The 17,636-nt window shown below is 47.7% G+C and carries 14 protein-coding genes and 1 pseudogene; 11 read left to right on the forward strand and 4 right to left on the reverse strand.

The features are described 5' to 3' along the window. Window positions 1-129: 129 nt before the first annotated feature. From HP567_RS29935 to HP567_RS02055, 7 genes and pseudogenes are all read left to right on the forward strand, one after another. A pseudogene (locus HP567_RS29935) lies at window positions 130-436 on the forward strand (hypothetical protein); the annotation flags it as partial. Between the two features lie 168 nt (window positions 437-604). Beyond that, a complete protein-coding gene (locus HP567_RS02030; RefSeq protein ID WP_370648065.1) occupies window positions 605-910 on the forward strand; it encodes a LysR substrate-binding domain-containing protein in 306 nt (101 codons plus the stop codon). Between the two features lie 156 nt (window positions 911-1,066). Then, window positions 1,067-1,510, forward strand: a complete 444-nt coding sequence (locus tag HP567_RS02035; protein WP_173611701.1) for a MarR family winged helix-turn-helix transcriptional regulator — start codon at window positions 1,067-1,069, stop codon at window positions 1,508-1,510. Between the two features lie 52 nt (window positions 1,511-1,562). Then, on the forward strand, window positions 1,563-2,504 hold the full coding sequence (locus HP567_RS02040; protein ID WP_173611700.1) for a ring-cleaving dioxygenase: 942 nt from the start codon (window positions 1,563-1,565) through the stop codon (window positions 2,502-2,504). Between the two features lie 15 nt (window positions 2,505-2,519). Then, entirely contained in the window at window positions 2,520-3,578 is a 1,059-nt protein-coding gene (locus tag HP567_RS02045) for an LLM class flavin-dependent oxidoreductase (RefSeq protein WP_173611699.1), read from the forward strand. 243 nt (window positions 3,579-3,821) lie between these two features. Further along, window positions 3,822-5,663: a tetratricopeptide repeat protein gene (locus tag HP567_RS02050; RefSeq protein WP_173611698.1), complete on the forward strand. Its 1,842-nt coding sequence runs from the start codon at window positions 3,822-3,824 to the stop codon at window positions 5,661-5,663. Between the two features lie 24 nt (window positions 5,664-5,687). Continuing rightward, window positions 5,688-6,317 carry a DUF1266 domain-containing protein gene (locus HP567_RS02055; RefSeq protein ID WP_173611697.1) on the forward strand — a complete coding sequence of 210 codons (630 nt, stop codon included), beginning with the start codon at window positions 5,688-5,690 and terminating at the stop codon, window positions 6,315-6,317. Between the two features lie 52 nt (window positions 6,318-6,369). On the opposite strand, the gene HP567_RS02060 is transcribed toward HP567_RS02055, so the two are convergent. Continuing rightward, window positions 6,370-6,966 (reverse strand): TetR/AcrR family transcriptional regulator, encoded by a 597-nt coding sequence (locus tag HP567_RS02060; protein WP_173611696.1) that lies wholly within the window; start codon window positions 6,964-6,966, stop codon window positions 6,370-6,372. A gap of 156 nt (window positions 6,967-7,122) precedes the next feature. Between HP567_RS02060 and HP567_RS02065 the strand changes: the two genes are divergently transcribed. The 3 genes from HP567_RS02065 to HP567_RS02075 all read left to right on the forward strand — a co-directional run bounded on the left by HP567_RS02065 (window position 7,123) and on the right by HP567_RS02075 (window position 9,300). After that, a complete protein-coding gene (locus HP567_RS02065; RefSeq protein WP_173611695.1) occupies window positions 7,123-7,692 on the forward strand; it encodes a hypothetical protein in 570 nt (189 codons plus the stop codon). Next, the gene (locus HP567_RS02070; protein WP_173611694.1) at window positions 7,689-8,327 is read left to right on the forward strand and encodes a GNAT family N-acetyltransferase; all 639 of its coding nucleotides are present in this window, start codon (window positions 7,689-7,691) and stop codon (window positions 8,325-8,327) included. Before HP567_RS02065 ends, HP567_RS02070 begins: the two co-directional genes overlap by 4 nt. Window positions 8,328-8,412: 85 nt before the next feature. Further along, window positions 8,413-9,300, forward strand: coding sequence for a TIGR01777 family oxidoreductase (locus HP567_RS02075; protein ID WP_173611693.1), 888 nt, complete (start codon window positions 8,413-8,415; stop codon window positions 9,298-9,300). 198 nt (window positions 9,301-9,498) lie between these two features. On the opposite strand, the gene HP567_RS02080 is transcribed toward HP567_RS02075, so the two are convergent. After that, window positions 9,499-10,974, reverse strand: a complete 1,476-nt coding sequence (locus tag HP567_RS02080; protein WP_173611692.1) for an RtcB family protein — start codon at window positions 10,972-10,974, stop codon at window positions 9,499-9,501. A gap of 387 nt (window positions 10,975-11,361) precedes the next feature. After that, the gene (locus HP567_RS02085) at window positions 11,362-12,450 is read right to left on the reverse strand and encodes an ankyrin repeat domain-containing protein (protein ID WP_173611691.1); all 1,089 of its coding nucleotides are present in this window, start codon (window positions 12,448-12,450) and stop codon (window positions 11,362-11,364) included. Window positions 12,451-12,681: 231 nt separating this feature from the next. Between HP567_RS02085 and HP567_RS02095 the strand changes: the two genes are divergently transcribed. Then, entirely contained in the window at window positions 12,682-15,795 is a 3,114-nt protein-coding gene (locus HP567_RS02095; protein WP_173611690.1) for a S8 family serine peptidase, read from the forward strand. Window positions 15,796-15,882: 87 nt separating this feature from the next. Here HP567_RS02095 and ptsP read toward each other — a convergent pair whose 3' ends face one another. Next, window positions 15,883-17,610: a phosphoenolpyruvate--protein phosphotransferase gene (ptsP, locus tag HP567_RS02100; protein ID WP_173611689.1), complete on the reverse strand. Its 1,728-nt coding sequence runs from the start codon at window positions 17,608-17,610 to the stop codon at window positions 15,883-15,885. Between the last annotated feature and the right edge of the window lie 26 nt (window positions 17,611-17,636).

The following is a 17,636-nucleotide window of genomic DNA, read 5'->3' on the forward strand; positions in this document are numbered from 1 at the left end:
AAAGTAATTGTCATACTGCCAAGATGCCATTATGTCACCATGATGCGTTTTTACTGTCATATGACAGCTTATCGCCCGATTAGGACGGGATTATGATCGTATCAATAGAGAATGGAAGAAAATCACAGAAAGTTAATGGAGAATCAATTTTTAAGCCTTCTTTCCTACGTAGCTGAACAGGAACGAAAAAAAAAATAAGCAACGGCAGGCGGAAGGAATAGAAGTTGCCAAAAATAACGGAGTGAAATTCGGACGACGTAAGCACGAGATTAATGCAGAGTTCATTCAGTTGTATGGGGAATGGAAGTCCGGTTCAATCACAGCCACCGAATGTATGAAGCGCCTTAACCTAAAATCCAATACCTTTTATCGACGTGTAAAGGAATATGAAAATCAGATAGATCCTATGAGGAGAGGAACACATAGCATCTATTGAACGTACTGCCTACCCGCGATTTAAAAGAAACCCTACTTCAAAAGAGCTCCATGAAGTATATACACCCTCATCGGAAGAAATGCAGTTCGCTCATTCAGTAGCCTGTGGATCAGCCCCGGTTATGAGCCTACTGGTCATGATGAAGCGCAGTTATGCTCCCAGCCATGGATCAACTATGATTTGGATTTGCCGATCATCCGCCGTTTTTGGCGCGAGCATTTCCAAAAGCGCTCACAAACGCATCCGACACACGTCGTACCGGATTTGCACAGTGTGCTGATGGCAATCGAGCATGGCGCTGGCATCAGCCTGTTGCCCACGTTCATGCTGGATGACCATTTGTCCAGAAACAAAGTAAAGATCATGTACCCGTCCTACACGGTTCATAACGATTTGTATCTGCCCTACCAGGTGAAAAATCGGAATCTTCCTCACCTGAAAACATTGATTGAAACGTTGAAAAAGACGGTTTAGTCTACACTTTCGTTCCAGCTAGAAAACAGGGCTGTCATCCTTTCCTGGATAACAGCCTACTTTTTATCTCTTTTTTTCAGACAAACGAGATTGCTTGCTTTTTTATCACTTGAGTAGTAAAGTGATAATAAGCTCAGCGAAGGGAGGCAAACTAACATGCGTAATAACACCATAGGTTCATTAATCTGGTTACGCTTGATGCGGTTTACCACCCAGAGCAACCAGCTATCAAATGAGTTTCTCAAACGCTTCGACTTAACAACAGCACAATTCGATGTCCTGATGCAAATTAGCGTCTACCAGCCTCTCACCCAGTCGGAGTTAGCTGAGAAGGTAACCGTTACACAGGGTGGTATTTCTCGGATGCTCGTCAGACTTGAAAAAGAGGGCTACATTGTACGCAAGCAGGATTGGAAAACAAAAACGATCAGCCTTACCGAAAAAGGGCAAGCTGTTCTGGAACAAGCCTTTCCTGAACAACTAGCGTTTCAGTCGTCATTCTTCGATGAGGTACTAAGTGAAGAAGAACAAAAAACACTTTACGCCTTGATGACACGTGTTCATAAGAATAGCCAAAAAAAAGAATTACCACCTGTGTAATTTTTTTTGCACACTCACTTGATTAGTCAAGTTAAACAAGGAGGAAACTGCCATGTACACCATTCCAGGCCATCACCATGTATCTATGTTAACCAAGCATGCTCCAACGAATAATCACTTTTACCAAAACGTATTGGGACTGCGCAGAGTGAAAAAAACCGTCAACCAGGACGACCCGTCGATGTATCACCTGTTTTACGGAGATTTGACAGGCAGCGCCGGAACAGAGTTGTCGTTTTTTGAAATGCCGATGGTAGGAAAAACCGTACGCGGCACGAACGCGATCACTCGAATCGGACTGCTCGTTCCGTCACTGGAGAGCTTGACCTTTTGGAAAAAACGTTTTGAGCAACTGAATGTTCACCATGGCGAGATTACCAAGTACGCAGGCCGTGATGCCTTGCATTTTGAAGACCCGGAAGGGCTGCGACTGATCCTGATCAATAACAACGGCGAAGGAGTTCCAGCGAATTGGGCTCCATGGGACGAATCCGTGATCGAAGAAAAGCATCGCATCTTGGGAATCGGCACGGTCGAGATTACCGTCCGCTCCTTGGACAAATTAGCCAATCTGTTGACAGACACATTCGGTTATACCGAAGTATCACGCTCGGAACAAGAAGCCATTTATCAATCCGTCCCAGGAAAATCTTTCGGTGAAATTGTCATCAAGCAAGAAGAGGGGGCCCCTGAAAAACCGGGTCGAGGAAGTGTTCATCACTTGGCAATTCGCGTGAAAAACGATGAAGAGCTGCAATACTGGGATGACGCCGTACGAAAACGCGGTTTCCGCTCAACAGGGATCGTGGATCGATTCTACTTCAAAAGCTTGTATTTCCGTGAGTCAAACGGCATTTTGTTCGAAATCGCAACAGACGGTCCTGGCTTCACAGTAGATTCCACCGTCGAGGAGCTCGGAAAAGCTTTGGACTTACCTCCATTCCTCGAAGAACGCCGTGCAGAAATTGAAGCGAAATTGACACCTATAGACTAAAAGGAGTGAATCAACATGGAACAATATCGTATCGATACCAAAAAGGGGCTTGAATTCGGTTTGTATTCGATTGGCGACCATGTCCCGAATCCACACACCGGCTCCAAGATTTCTCCTGAACAGCGCATCAAGGAATTAATTGAGGCAAGTAAGCTGGCAGATGAAGCAGGGCTTGATGTATTCGCTGTCGGCGAAAGCCACCAGACGTATTTTACGACACAAGCACATACCGTCATTCTGGGAGCGATCGCACAAGCTACGAAAAACATTAAAATCGCTAGCTCCGCCACTGTATTGAGTACATCCGATCCGGTCCGCGTGTATGAGGATTTCGCTACCTTGGATCTGATCTCCAATGGCCGGGCAGAAATTGTTGCCGGACGCGGTTCCCGAGTAGGAGCATATAGCCTCCTCGGCTACGATGTGCGCGACTATGAGGAATTGTTTGAAGAGAAGATGGACCTTCTTCTCAAACTAAATAACGAGGATCGCGTGACCTGGGAAGGGCAGTTCCGTGCACCGCTACAAAACGCTACGATCCTGCCGCAGCCTTTACAAGGACGTCTTCCTATCTGGCGTGCAGTAGGTGGGCCACCTGCCAGCGCGATTAAAGCCGGCCAAGCTGGCGTGCCTATGATGCTGACCACACTCGGAGGTCCAGCCATCAACTTCAAAGGTTCCGTCGATGCTTACCGGGAGGCTGCGAAGCAAAATGGTTTTGACCCAGCGACTCTGCCGGTAGCGACAACGAGTTTGTTTTATACAGCCGACAAAACTTCGGATGCGCTTCGCGAGTTCTATCCGCATCTAAATGGTGGGTTTATCGCATTGCGTGGCGGTGGCTATCCGAAGCAACAGTTTGCACAGTCTGTCGATTATCGTGATGCATTAATGATTGGCAGCCCTGACGTCATCATCGAAAAAATGCTTTACCAATACGAAATGTACGGACAACAACGCTTCATGGCGCAAATCGATTTTGGCGGCGTGCCTTTTGATAAAATTGCGAAAAACATTGAACTGATCGCAACGAAAATCTTGCCAGAGGTGAAAAAGCATACGATCAAATCGTAATAAAAAGCCTATGAAAATCGTCGTCTTCAATGACGGTTATCTCAAATTAGAGATACTAGACACAATGCAGTTCTGTTGTTGACACAGCCTGCTGACTGAAAGCTTCCGAGACGCGGATCTTCTTCTCATAAGGAAAGAAGGTCTGCGTCTTTTTTATTTTTCCTTGATAGTTAAAATTATCCGCAGTGGATTATAATCATGAAACAACAGATGAATCACACGTAAAAGGTGGCGTGACGACTTGTGAATATTTGGAGGATACTGGACATTGATCCTACCGAAGATATTTCGACGATTAAAAAAGCCTATGCGAAAAAGCTAAAGCTGCATCACCCGGAAGATGATCCGGGGGGCTACCAACAACTGCGAGAAGCATACGATCTTGCTATTAAAATGGCAAAGCAGGGCCAGGGAAAACTGCGGATGGAGCCAATTCCGGTCGATCCTTCTACACCAGAGGAAGAGGAAGTAGACGAAGAGGTTCCCACGCTGACTGTTCAGCGCGTGTTGCACATAGACGACGTTCACGAGCAAATTGACAGTGATGATCAGGTGGACTCAATCGACGCTTTTATAGAGCAGGTACAAGCTTTGTACGACGACTTTCCCTCCAGAATCAATCCCGAAAACTGGACGAGGCTGCTCCATTCTGACCTGGTTTGGGATATCCAACAGAGCCGACTGCCAAAAAGCGTGTGGGTGAAGCTGGAGGAATGCTTTCATTGGCGAGAACTCATTGAAAAACCTTACTATATGGACGACCACTCAGAAGAATTTTGTACTTATTATCGAAAACAGCTAGACGAGCCCGGATTGCGTTTTGACACTTTGCTCCAAGCAACCGATATCGATCGTGATTTGTTTTTGTCTTATCGCGATGCAGCTTATCAAGCATTGAAAGAAAATCAATTGGAGCTGGCCGACCGTTCACTCCACGCGGCTATTGCTTTATTTGCCGATGATCCTGATTTGCTTCGACTGCTGGGGGAGTATTGCCAGCGCATCGGCGACATGGATGGCGCGATTGACGCTTTTTCCCGCATCATCAGCCTTCAGCCTGACGCTATCGACAACTACGTGGCCCGGGCCTATATCTGGTACAATCATCAGCACTTCACCGAGGCTCGGAATGAATGTGAATACATTCTATCTCAGGTCCCGAGTCACGCAGAAGCACTCAGCCTGCTTGGAAAATGTCAATTGGAGCTGGGTGACGCCGCTTTGGCCAAAGCCACCTTTCAGCAGTTATTGGCAGCTAATCCAGAAGATTATCAGGCGCTAATCATGCTCACGCAGCTTCGTGCAGACATGGTGAAGCAGGCGAAGACTCTGCCAGCAAAAGATCGGGAGCTGGCCTTGCAACCGCTGATTGCTGAGCTGGGAGAACGAAAAGGCTTGCACACGCAAACGAAGCAAGCTCTTCGTTTTCAAGTAATCTTTACAACGGTGATCCTTGCTCTCATCGTGCTTTTCCATTTTCTTTTCTCAGAGGCGTTTGAGGATCATACGGGATTGGGACCCATCTCCTACGTTAAGCATGTTGTGAATGGACCTATCCACATCACATCTGCATACGAATTCGACCGAATGGAGCCCAACCAATTCATCACTACCAAGATAACGGATGCTCATCCTCTCGGGATTTTTCAGTATCAACAAACGGATGCAGACGGAAACAGCACCATTACGTATGAATCGTACATGTCGGTCGCCAAAAAAGGCCCTAATATTGCCCCCTCAGCCTGGGTGTACATTGGCCACTTGGACGGGGCACCGGTCATACTCTTGGCTACAGCAGAACAAGCGGTAAAGATGAATGAAACCAAAACGCTTGAGATCGAGCTTGGAAACATACAAGAAATGCCAAAAAAAGTACTGGATGACGCAGAGGAGATTCTACAGCAGCCAGGCCTTACGTCTACATACGATGCCAACTATCTCGTAACAGATCATCTGATCGATGCGAAGCAGCATAAGCTCTCGTGGCCACCGTTTTCTGCTGTTTTCTATGGGATCATTCTGCTGCTCTTGTATCGCGTCTTCTTTCGTTCCCTGTACAAGATATACCTCCTCACTCGATTCTGAAAAACAAGGAGTGAACTTTCGCACATGTTCATCTTTACCAGTAAGAAGGAAAAGCAATTTACTTTATTTACTTACAGCATGCATGCAGCCATTACAATCGGATCAGGCACTCGTTTAATCGATGTAAAGGATAACTACACCAAATGGGGCATGAAGGACGCAGCAAGCCAGAGAGCTAGATTAACGTGGATGCTGCAAGAAGGGGAGCGCAAAGAGTTTGCCCGGCTTCACCATTTCATGACTGCCTTGTCGGAATCAGGGCGAAAGGAATATATCGACTCCTTGGAATCAGATCAGGAACGCATCGCCAAGGCGAAGGTTGTTCAATTCTATATGCGTAGGCTCCCGGCGGAAGGGATCGCCGCCTATGATTATACCTGGGCTTCCTTTTTAAGTCGTGGGAAAGGGGACTACGGCTATATCAGCAAAGAAGAAGCGAGACAGTTTCAGCTACAAGCAGTCCGACAAACACAACAAGCCTATAACAATTGGGGCGAGTTTTTTACGGGATATATCGCCGGCTATCAATTTATGACTGCACAGACATCGCTGGATTACCTGCGCGAAAATGAGTGGGAATTTACACGCTACTTTGTTTCTAAGCACAGCACAATTGTAAAAACGGATTGGCATACAGACTTTTACGATCTCTGATGAAAGAAGAAGCTCTCCCCAATTTTTGGGTAAGAGCTTTTTTACTTTCGTCCTACTTCTGCTTCTGTCCAACCAAACCAAAGAAAAACATATCCACCCATTGCTCCATACTCAGCGTTACTCGATCACGATTCGACGCTTCCCAATGGCGTCCCAGCTCATTTTTGTACATCGTGAAGTACATCATCATCATTTCTTCTGTCAAATCACGCTGAATATAACCTTCCTGCTTCCCAAGCGCGACAAACCTCGTAAAAAAATGCCTGATTTTTTGCTCGTATTCGCTTTCAATTCGTTGCAGCAAACCACTGAGTTCAGAAAAGGGGGCGTTCTGAAGCTCGTCCGTGAGGGTATGCAAATTCTTGGCTTCCAACAGCATGATGTCCTTTGTCTTTTCAGGAAAAGAACTCCCCGAATCGAGAATTCTCTCGTACTGCTCTAACTGCTTGTCCATCCAATTCATTAGCATGTCCGCGTAGAGCTGTTCTTTTGTCCCAAAGTAGTTATAAATGGTCGCCGGAGAAACCTTCGCGTTCTGCGCAATTTCATTTACGCTGACTTTTTGAAAGCCATGCTTAGAGAACAATTGAAAAGCGGCGCTGTATATTTGATCGATTTTGTTCTGTTTTCGTCGTTCGAATCCGTTCATCTTCTCCACCTCTTTTTGTAGTGTAGCTCAGGATTTAGAGCAATTCAACGAATTCACTACAAAACGATTGAAATGAACTGACTTCGATAGTTATAATGATTTTGTAGTAAATGAATATATTTACTACATATTTTAAGGGATAGGAGTGAATTTATCATGAAACAAATACGGATTCCATCTTTTTTGCATGACGTCTTCGGTGAAAAGCAGAGCATTGGCTCGATCGCAGCTATCCTGCTGTTCGGCGGAGTCCTGACCACTGCTCTCTATTTGCGATTCCCTGAACTCACAAAGAGCTTGCCCATTTGGCGTAGCACGCTTGCATTGTTGCTTGTATTCGATATATTTTCTGGCTGCCTAGCGAATTTTACGATCTCAACCAGCAATTTTTATGCCGCACGTAAAAAAAATCGCCTCGTCTTCATCGCCATTCACGTCCATATCATCCTGGTTGCCCTTCTCTTACAGCAAAACCTCGCGTATTCCATAGGGGTATGGGCTTATACGATTGTAGGAGCTTTTGTTGTGAATGCACTTTTTAGGCATCGTTCGCAGCTGTTTGTCGCAGGCATTCTCCTGTCTGTTGGTCTTGGCTGGATACCATTGCTGCCGGGCATGCATCCGTTTCTGTTGATCACCTGCTTATTCTTTATGGTAAAAGTGTTATTTAGCTTTGCTGTCAATCATTATGGGAAAGTAATCGACGACACAGGTAAAGAAAAATGAAGACATCCTACCGCCTTTCCAAACTCACAAAGTCAGATAAACCCGCATTCGTATCCCTTATGAGTAGGGCATTTTCGCGTGATCCTTTCTTTCTGCATGTATTTGGGGATTCAGAGCTCGATCATACAGCAAGAAAAAGCATTACAGCTTTTCTGTCTTTTCTGTTTGATAAAAGCTTTCTATTTCACGAGGAAGTGTGGGGCATTTTTGACGAAGACAGCTTGCTCGGCACTTACGTCGTCGAGAAGCCACAAACAAACAAGCATTCGAATATAAAAGGGGGATTCCTGTTAATCGGTAGATTGATCCCGTTAGTATTTCGACTTTCTGGAAAAACGCTGATACTCCTTAATTCCTATATGCGCATCACACGTTCTGCCGCTCCTCCCTGGAAGCATCACTACCTCATTATGATTGGCGTAAAACCAGAGGCTCAGGGCAAGGGAGTCGGCAAAACCCTAATGCAACACCTGTTTCAAACAATAAAGGCTGACCACGAATCGCAGGGAGTCGCGCTAGATACGGAAAAGGAAGAGAATGTGGGTTTGTATCAAAAGCTCGGATTTACGTTACAAGAACAAACCAAAATCGATGATGTCCCTGTGTATTGTATGGTCTATCAAAAAAATCGATAGAATGACGGATACATGCTGCCGCCACTTCGCATTATGTTACAATTATTGTAAGAAATATGTACATCGATGGAAGCGAGTTGAGCTTATGAAAAAGAAAGTGATCCTGGCCGGCGGCACTGGCTTTATCGGCAAGTATCTGGCAGACAAATTCAATCAACTTGGCTACGAAGTCTTGATCATCGCAAGAACTTCCCCTCATATAACATGGGACAATCACGCAAAAATCGTGGAAGCTTTGGAAGATTCCGAGCTGCTCATCAACCTGGCGGGCAAATCCGTCAACTGTCGTTATCATGAGAAGAACAAGGCTGAAATCCTGAAATCCCGGACAGAGACCACTCACATACTTGGCAATGCTGTTTTGGCTTGTAAAAACCCGCCTTCGCTCTGGCTCAATTCCAGCACAGCCACCATTTATAGGCATGCGGAGGATCGTCCCATGACGGAAGAGAGCGGGGAGATTGGGACAGGCTTTTCCGTTGATGTCGCCAAGCAATGGGAAGCTGCCTTCTTTTCCTTTGATTTGCCGCATACGAGACAAGTAGCCTTACGTATGGCGATCGTGCTGGGGGAAAACGGCGGGGTTATCGATCCATACAAAAATCTCGTTCGCTTTGGACTCGGGGGTGTACAAGGGTCTGGGAACCAGCGTTTTAGCTGGATTCATGTTGAAGATATCTTCCAGATCATTCTCTTTTTGAAAGAGCGAACGGACCTAAGCGGCGTATTCAATTGTTCTTCTCCTCATCCCGTCACAAACCGTGAATTCATGCAGCATTTTCGCAGCGTGATGAATCGGAGCTTCGGGCTGCCTTCTCCCAAATGGATGCTGGAAATGGGGGCCATGATGATCGGGACGGAAACAGAGCTGGTGCTGAAAAGCCGCTGGGTCATTCCGGAAAGGCTGGAGCGTGAAGGGTACCAGTTTCGTTTTGCCCATATCGATAAGACGTTGCAGGATATCTTGAAATGACCGACAAGCCTTCTAGGAACTATGTTCTCGAGGCAAAAAATAGGAGCGTTACCTTTATCGACGAGCTACATCTTGTAGCCAAAATGGGGCAAACGCATGTCTTCGTGGTGAAGAACTAGGAGAGACCGTTTAATTCTGAACGGTCTCTTTTTTATTCCTAACAAGAAGAAAAGCCTCCGAATGCTCGGAGGTTCTTATCTAGCCTTTCACCGTAGCAATCGGCGCCACCTCAGCCACAATCTCAGCCATCCCATGATCCACATGCGACTGAATCACCGGAGTAATATCTTTATAGGCATACGGCGCCTCTTTTTTCAGCTCTTCTTCCCATTTCTTCAAAATATCGCTCCGTCCACGCAAATCCGCCCGCTTCGGGTCAATCGGATTGATCACGCGGAAGTTGGCAAGAAACTCGCGAAATCGGTCATCGTCCACTTTCACAGCATCGCCGCGAGAAAGCGCTCGACCTGCTCCATGGCTTGCGCTAAACAGGCTATTCCGATTGCCTAGCCCCGCCAAAATAAAGCTGTGCGAGCCCATGGAACCAGGGATAAACACAGGTTCGCCCGTATACTGAAACGGCGTGCCCATCATTTGCTCGGCCGATTTTGCCGTACACGACCCTTTTCGATGCAAAAATCCACCCACCTGCTCGAGCTGTTCCTCCCACAAATAATTATGAGGCGCATCGTACAACAGCTTGTGTTCAAAATCGCCCAACACATCGGAAATCGATTTGTACATCATCAGCCCCAGCATCAATCGATTGGCAAATGCAAAGTTCGCCGCATTGTGCAGGAGACTCCAAAACATTTTCCACTGTGGTTCGAAACGCTCCGAAAGTGGCAGCGGATACATGCCGTTATCCGGATGCTTCAAGGAAGTCGGGTACATCTTTTTCAGCATTTCTTTGATCCATGCACCGCTGTTATAACCAATGGAAACAGAGCCGGTATGAATCATAAGGACAACTTGCCCTTCCTTCAGCCCCCACTGACTGGCGATAGAACCCTGGTGGACTTTTTTGACCACCTGAATCTCAAAAAAATGATTCCCACCGCCAAGGGAGCCAATTTGTGCATCCCGGGAAAGCTCGGCAGGACCGAGAAAATCATCGAGGCCAATCGTCGATTCCGCGATAAAAGACCCCATTTTATTGACATGGTTCAAATCCAGTTCCTGCTGCTTTTCGTTGTAATAACGCCAAATTCCCTCGCCATTCGCTTCCTTGTGGCTGTCCAGTATGCCAATTAGGCCTTCCTTGAACATTTTTTCGCGCATATGCCGCGTCATTGGAATATTGCGGCCCCCTTCAAAAAAAACATGGCGCACATTCCGCTCAATCGCATCCAGATTTGTGCGAATCTGCTCCTCGGACAAATCCGTGACATACAGACGCATCCCGCAGTTAATGTCGTTGCCAATCGCTTGCGGCAGCACAAAACCACGCGTAAACAGCGTCGTGCCTACAGGAATGCCGCTTCCTTTGTGAAAGTCGGGAGTAATGGCTACTTCCAAAACCCCGGAATCGGGATCGTCAAAATAATCGGGTGAATGCTTTTGCAGTGTTGCAATGGTTTCATTTACCTCTAAAAGTCGATGAAGCTCCTCTACCGCATTGTTTTCTACTTTTACTTCCGGATTGATGAAATACTTAATCGGAGTGTTGCTCAAAAGAAGACCACCTTTAATTGTTTTACAGGAACATATGTTCTTTATTTATGAATAGAAAAAAGCCGCTTTCATGCTCATTTCTTCCTTCCTGGATGAAAAAATGCAGCATGGAATTGCAGCCTTTACGCTTGGGGCTATTGGATTATCACAAGGGCGTTATCCGCAGTCTATAGGAAACGGAGTTGGCTCACCCTTAAACAGCGCAATTGCGTAAAAGGCATACCTATGGAGTTGGATTTTATCGCTACATGGCTTTGTTTCATGCTTGGTTACGTATGCGAACATGTTGGAATCCTCCTCCTTTCGTTTCTTGCTCACGATCTTATCATTGGATAAAATTTACTGTCAAGCCCCCAAATGATCGAGGGCCCGTGTGATTTTTCCCTTTTACATCGAATCTAATTCGCCTTCCATAAACTTGATCAGGTACACCTCCGGCTGCGCGAGGAACTCCGTAAAGCTGCACAAGTCCGCATACTCCTTATGCTCCTCATCATAGCAGCCTATGCTTCCTTTTTTCTTCGGATTCCACACAAGATGAAGATGGGAGTAGTTGTCGATTTCGGCAGACAAGCGCAGTAGCTTTTGCCGACCGATTTTCATTTCAATCGTATCGGTCAATGTGAAAAAGTCGATATACGCGATGTCATACTCGTTTTCTGCCAGCTCAAGACGCAGCTCTTCTCCGGTAAGGAAGCCAATCAGTTCTTCGGTCAGTTTAAATTTTTGCAGCTCGTACTTTTTGTTCTCCACATCATGCAGCTCGGCAGGTTCCAGCGATTTCAAATACGCAGCCAACTCCGTATCTTTATTGCTGACCGCGATGGTATAAGGTCGCTCCCCACCCCTTTCTGCTACCATAACGTCCGCACCACGTTCAACCAAATACTTGACCATGGCGGCATTCCCCATGCGCGTGGCAACTGTTAATGGGGTCGCTTGGTACGGATACACCATATTCGGTTTGTTATAATTGATGTCCACTCCATGATCGAGAAAATAGGCCGTGGTTGTAAGATCATGATCCGACACGGCTTTACGCAATACATCGCCGCCATGCAGTCTTATATCCAGTCCCAGCTCTTGAATGAGCGGGATGTTCTTTTTGTTGCCGTAGTAGGCCTCCGAATAAGCGTTTGAGCGCACCTGATTGACCATCTCCAGCTTGGCGCCTTGCGCTACCACATAACGAACGAGCTCTTCCTTGCCATAACGTACGGCCATCAAAAAAGCTGGATTATTTTTGACATTCAGATTAACGCCATGCTCTACCAGCAGCTTAACAACTCCTAGCTTCTCTGATAAAATCGCCAGATCCAACGGACTTAGCGTCGTATATTTGCTAAGCACGATGCCCTTTTCTATATCCCAGCCAGCCGCAATCGCATCTTGCAAAGCCGGAACATTTCCTTGATAAATATGCATCGCGATTTCTGGCAGCTCTTCGAAACTCCCGATATCTTTCAACTTGATCATCCATTACCCTCTCCTGCCCTATGTCTTATGAAAAATATAGAAAATAAAATGGCAGGAAACAACAAATATTTACTTGATTCCCTTTTATTCGATTGAAAATACAGTCAACTTTGTCTATTTTTGACGAATCTGCTCGATAAAAAGTTTTTTCCCAATAAAAGGAGTAATTTTACGAGAAGAGAAATACTTATGCAAATCGTCTTATACATATTTTTTAAGGAGAGTGGTCTGATGAAGAAGATGCGTACTCTCGCTTCTCTTACGCTTGCAGCAACACTCATACTGAGTGGCCTTCCTTACAATGCCTTGGCAGCTGCGGAGTTTAGCGAACGGGATTGGGAAAAAGTAAACGAGTATACCAACGCGGAAGTAGAGCTTGGCTCCGAAGTCTCGAAAATCTCCCCCCTGCTGAACACCAGTTCCAGCAAAAACGTCAGTGTCATTATTGAGCTGCAAAGTGAACCTTCGATCACAGCTAAACATAGTGAAGGTTCAGAATCTTCCGTTAGATCATTGCGAGCGAAAGTAGAGGACGAGCAGGCCTCCTTCCTCGACGAGGCAAAAGACAACAAGGTCAAACTGAAGGTAAAGCGCAAGTTTGAGCATGTATTCAACGGGATGGAAGTAACGGTGTCAGCAGACGAGTTGGAAGAGCTGGCTGAACTGCCACAGGTGAAACGCATTTATCAAAATACGTATTATGAGCTTCCCGAAATTGATGCCGTCAGCGAGAAAGCATCGTCTACCAAATGGGATCAAGCCCCTCTCCAACAAATCGGTGTTCTCGATATGTGGAAAGCAGGTCTGACAGGGAAAGGATTGAAGGTCGGCGTCATCGATACCGGTGTCGATTACAAGCACCCTGATCTCAAGGATGCTTATAAAGGCGGATATGACTCCTTCGACAATGATAAAGACCCTTATGAAGAAGCACCAATCCCTGTGGAGGATGACCGCGATGGAAAAGGATATGAAGGCTCCAGCCATGGAACTCACGTCTCCGGTACCATCGTAGGACGCGCCAAAAACAAGACCTCGGACGTGCAGGTAAAAGGGGTAGCCTACGGTGCAGACCTCTACGTCTACCGCGTATTGGGCCGGGGAGGCGGTAGCTCCGCTCAGGTCATCGACGGTATCGAAAAAGCGGTGAAAGACGGCATGGATGTCATTAACCTGTCGCTTGGCTCCGCTATGGAGAAGAACTCTGACTCCCCAGATGCCATCGCTGTGAATAACGCAGTGCTGTCTGGTGTGATTACGGTTGTATCGGGTGGAAATTCAGCCGACGATGAGCGCGGCAGACATTTCTATACGGCTGGCTCCCCTTCTGGCGCGAGGCTGCCGATCACAGTTGCAGCGGTAGACTCTCCTACCGTGCAATATGACGGATCCGCAACCTCGTCCTTTGGAGCCAATTACGAATTCCCTGTGATGGCGTGGCAGGTGAGAAAGGATAACTTCGCCTCTATCATCGGAACCAAACCACTGCCAGTCGTCTATGCTAACCTTGGCTCGCGCAGCGATTTTGAAAAGGCAAATGTAAAAGGCAAAGTCGCGCTCGTTTCCCGTGGTACTCTCGGCTTCACGGAAAAAATCGAAAATGCCCGAAAAGCTGGCGCTGTCGCTATCGTGGTCTTTAACGGTAACGACGCCGACGGGGATGGCGTAGCTGACCTGGATATCCGTGATCGCGAGGGCTATGTCAACACGATCCTGGGTGACCAAATCGAAGCGATCCCTACCTTTGACATGAAAGGTCTGGAAGGCCGGACACTGGCAAAAGAGCTGCTGGCTGACCCTGAAAAAGCGAAAACACTGACGTTTACGTTCTCAGGAAACTACCCAAGCACAAATGATCCGGGCGACCGCATCGCCGGATTTAGCTCACGCGGCCCGATCATGGGCGACGATTACAGCATCAAGCCGAATCTGGCTGCGCCAGGTGTAGCTGTTCTGTCCAGCTATCCATCTTGGAGCAAGCTGATCCCTGACGCCAAGTACGACAAGGCATACGCCCGTCTAAACGGTACAAGCATGGCGGCTCCGCACGTTTCCGGTCTTGCCCTGCTGTTGAAACAGGCACATCCGGACTGGACACCTGCCGATATCAAGGCAGCGCTCGCGAACACCTCCAAGCCGCTCTATAGCCCAGACGGCACACTGTACGATGTATACTCCCAAGGTGCTGGCCGCGTAAACGGCTACGCCGCATCGAAAACACCTGCTGTTCTGACAACGGTAGAGCAGCTCACCATTTTGGGCGAAGATTTTGAGCCGAAAACCATTCCGTACTATGCGGATAATGTTTCCTTTGGCTTGCTGAAGGCTGGCAGCAATACCGTCACGAAAACGCTCCAGCTGAAAAACCTGTCCAAAAAGGAAGTTTCTTACGATGCAAAAGTGATCATGCATCCATCCGTCACGACAGATCCGTACAAGCCAGGCTCCAAAACGCCAGATGTCGATGACATCAATGTGGAAATCTCCGATGATTCCATCTCCGCTAAAAAAGGCGATGCGACCACATTTGAGCTCAACCTGTCCGTTGACTCCGATGCAAAAGACGGCGTGTATGAAGGGGAAGTCCTGCTGACAGCGAAAGGCAACCCTGACCTGCGCCTGCCGTTTGCTGTACACGTGGGAGACAAGCGTGAGGATACTAACTTTGGTTTCGACAACCTGAAGCTGTCCGATACGACAATCACGCCTGATGGTGATGGCAATGAGGATTCGTTCACACTCGAAGCCGAGCTGCAAGCCAAAGACGTGAACCAGATCTCCGTTGAGGCATGGGACATGGACGATAAATACGTCGGTACGCTCGCATCTGTATTCAACAATTACGCGCTGATTGCGCCAGGCCCTATCACCTTCTCTAATCTTGATGGTACTTACTACGATGGTACCCAAGTAGCGAAAAAGCTTGATCCAGGCAAATACAAGCTGAAGCTCGTCGGTCGAGTCGTTGACCAAAACAAGCCGAAGGGTGAACAGATTGTAAAAGAATACGAGGCTTGGAAATCCTTCATGATTAAGACATCTGATAAAAACGCAGTCTTGTCCAAGGTAGTGGAAGAAGCCGAGGAGCAATTTGAATTTGAGGTTGCGAACACCACAGAGCTCGATCAACCAGTGCTTTCCCTGCCGGAAGAAAGCGATGATGTGACTTATCAGGTGACGAAGAGCTCTGATGAGACGTTTATCGACGATGAAGGGATTTTAAAGGAGCTGCCTGCCGAAGGTGAAGAGACAGTTACGCTGTATGTGACGATTACTTCCAAGGAAGATGAGTCGGTTACGCGGACTGTGAAGGTGGATGTGACATTAGAGGCGGTAGTAGAGTAGTGTTGGTTTAACGTTTTTAGATGGATGAATGAAGGCTCCGCCACACATCATGGCGGAGCCTTATCATTTTGCCAACTATACCGGCCATTACAGCTTGTTCAAAATTTCCTCTTTGATAAAGGCTCTGATCTCTTCGCCGCTCTCCAGGGTGAGGACGTGTTGAGCTGTTTCCTGTAGCGACTTGTAATCCAGCTTTCTCAGTAAATCGCGGGCCCGGAGAACGGAAGTGGCACTCATGCTGAATTCATCCAGTCCCAGCCCGAGTAGAATCGGGATCGCCAATTCCTCCCCGGCCATTTCTCCGCACATGCCGACCCATTTGCCTTCCTGATGGGCCGCCTTGATTACCTGATTCACCAGCCGTAAAATGGCGGGATGGTACGGATCGTACAAGTAGGCGACCTGCTCGTTCATCCTGTCCGCTGCCATCACATACTGAATCAAATCATTGGTCCCGATGCTGAAGAAATCGGCTTCCTTGGCGAGCTGGTCTGCGATCATCGCGGCAGCTGGCACCTCGATCATGATTCCTACTTCCAAATGATCGTTAAACAAAATGCTTTGGTTGCGCAGCTCTACCTTCACTTCGTCCAGGATCTGGTTCGCTCGACGCAGCTCGGCTATAGTGGCGATCATTGGATACATGATCTTGATGTTTCCGTATACACTTGCCCGGAGCAAGGCGCGTAACTGCGTCTTAAACAGTTCCACGCGGTCCAGGCAAAGCCGGATGGCTCGATAGCCTAGAAACGGATTCAATTCTTTCGGCAGATCGAGGTAGGAAAGCTCCTTGTCCCCGCCGATGTCCAATGTTCGAATGACAACTGGTCGATCCTTGCCCATGGTTTCTGCTACTGCTTTGTAAGCCGCAAACTGCTCTTCTTCCGTGGGGAACTGCTCCCGCCCCATATAGAGAAATTCAGTACGAAACAGTCCGATCCCCTCGGCGCCGTTTTCAACGGCCTGCACGGCGTCTTGCGGATTCCCGATGTTGGCTGCCAATTCCACGCGGTGCCCATCGGCGGTAACACTTTCTTCATGAACCAGACGAGCCCAGTCCTCTTTTTGTTTCCAGTAGGCCTGCTGCTTGGCTTCATAGGCTGCGACGACAGCTTCGTCCGGTCGAATGTGTACCTCGCCCTCAAGGCCGTCGACGATGACCAGATCCCCGGTTTGCAGCTGCTCTGTAATGTCCGACATGCCTACCACCGCCGGGATTTCCATGGTGCGTGCCATGATGGCGGAGTGAGACGTGCGGCCGCCTATATTCGTTGCAAATCCTTTTACTTTTTCCCTGTCCAACTGTGCCGTATCAGATGGCGTCAGATCATGTACAACCAGCACCACCGGCTCAGTGAAATCCGCTTGTAACTGATCGTGTATGCCGAGCAGATTCTTCAGCAGACGCTGGCTGACATCGCGCAAATCCGCCGCCCGCTCCCGCATATACTCGTCGTCCATGCTTTCAAAAATGGCGACAAAGCTGTCACGAACCTCCTCCAAAGCTGCTTCCGCATTCACTCTTTCGCGTTCCAGCTTCTCCTCAATGGCACCAATAAACTCCGGGTCCTGCAAAAAAAGCTGGTGGGCTTCAAAGATTCTCGCTTCTTCTTCGCCCATCTCGTGGCGGACCTTCTTTTTGACTTGCTCGAGCTCCAGATCTGCCGCTCTCACACTTTCCCGAAATCGCGCAAGTTCTGCGGCCACCTCATCTTGGTCAAGAATGCGTCGTTCATACCGAACCATCTCTTCCTTTTGTACAACAGCTCGTCCAATCACGATTCCGGGAGCTGCAGCGATCCCTTTTTGCAGCATTACAATCGCTCCTTATCGAAGCCGCA

This window comes from Brevibacillus sp. M2.1A (assembly GCF_013284355.2).
GTDB lineage: Bacteria > Bacillota > Bacilli > Brevibacillales > Brevibacillaceae > Brevibacillus.

What these genes read in the sequence shown, in the direction of transcription:
- HP567_RS02070 (WP_173611694.1), top strand. Translation starts at nt 7,689, where the DNA reads ATGAAGACATCCTACCGCCTTTCCAAACTCACAAAGTCAGATAAACCC.
- HP567_RS02055 (WP_173611697.1), top strand. Translation starts at nt 5,688, where the DNA reads ATGTTCATCTTTACCAGTAAGAAGGAAAAGCAATTTACTTTATTTACT.
- HP567_RS02085 (WP_173611691.1), bottom strand. Translation starts at nt 12,450, where the DNA reads ATGATCAAGTTGAAAGATATCGGGAGTTTCGAAGAGCTGCCAGAAATC.
- HP567_RS02040 (WP_173611700.1), top strand. Translation starts at nt 1,563, where the DNA reads ATGTACACCATTCCAGGCCATCACCATGTATCTATGTTAACCAAGCAT.
- HP567_RS02045 (WP_173611699.1), top strand. Translation starts at nt 2,520, where the DNA reads ATGGAACAATATCGTATCGATACCAAAAAGGGGCTTGAATTCGGTTTG.
- HP567_RS02095 (WP_173611690.1), top strand. Translation starts at nt 12,682, where the DNA reads ATGAAGAAGATGCGTACTCTCGCTTCTCTTACGCTTGCAGCAACACTC.
- HP567_RS02065 (WP_173611695.1), top strand. Translation starts at nt 7,123, where the DNA reads ATGAAACAAATACGGATTCCATCTTTTTTGCATGACGTCTTCGGTGAA.
- HP567_RS02075 (WP_173611693.1), top strand. Translation starts at nt 8,413, where the DNA reads ATGAAAAAGAAAGTGATCCTGGCCGGCGGCACTGGCTTTATCGGCAAG.
- HP567_RS02035 (WP_173611701.1), top strand. Translation starts at nt 1,067, where the DNA reads ATGCGTAATAACACCATAGGTTCATTAATCTGGTTACGCTTGATGCGG.
- ptsP (WP_173611689.1), bottom strand. Translation starts at nt 17,610, where the DNA reads ATGCTGCAAAAAGGGATCGCTGCAGCTCCCGGAATCGTGATTGGACGA.
- HP567_RS02060 (WP_173611696.1), bottom strand. Translation starts at nt 6,966, where the DNA reads ATGAACGGATTCGAACGACGAAAACAGAACAAAATCGATCAAATATAC.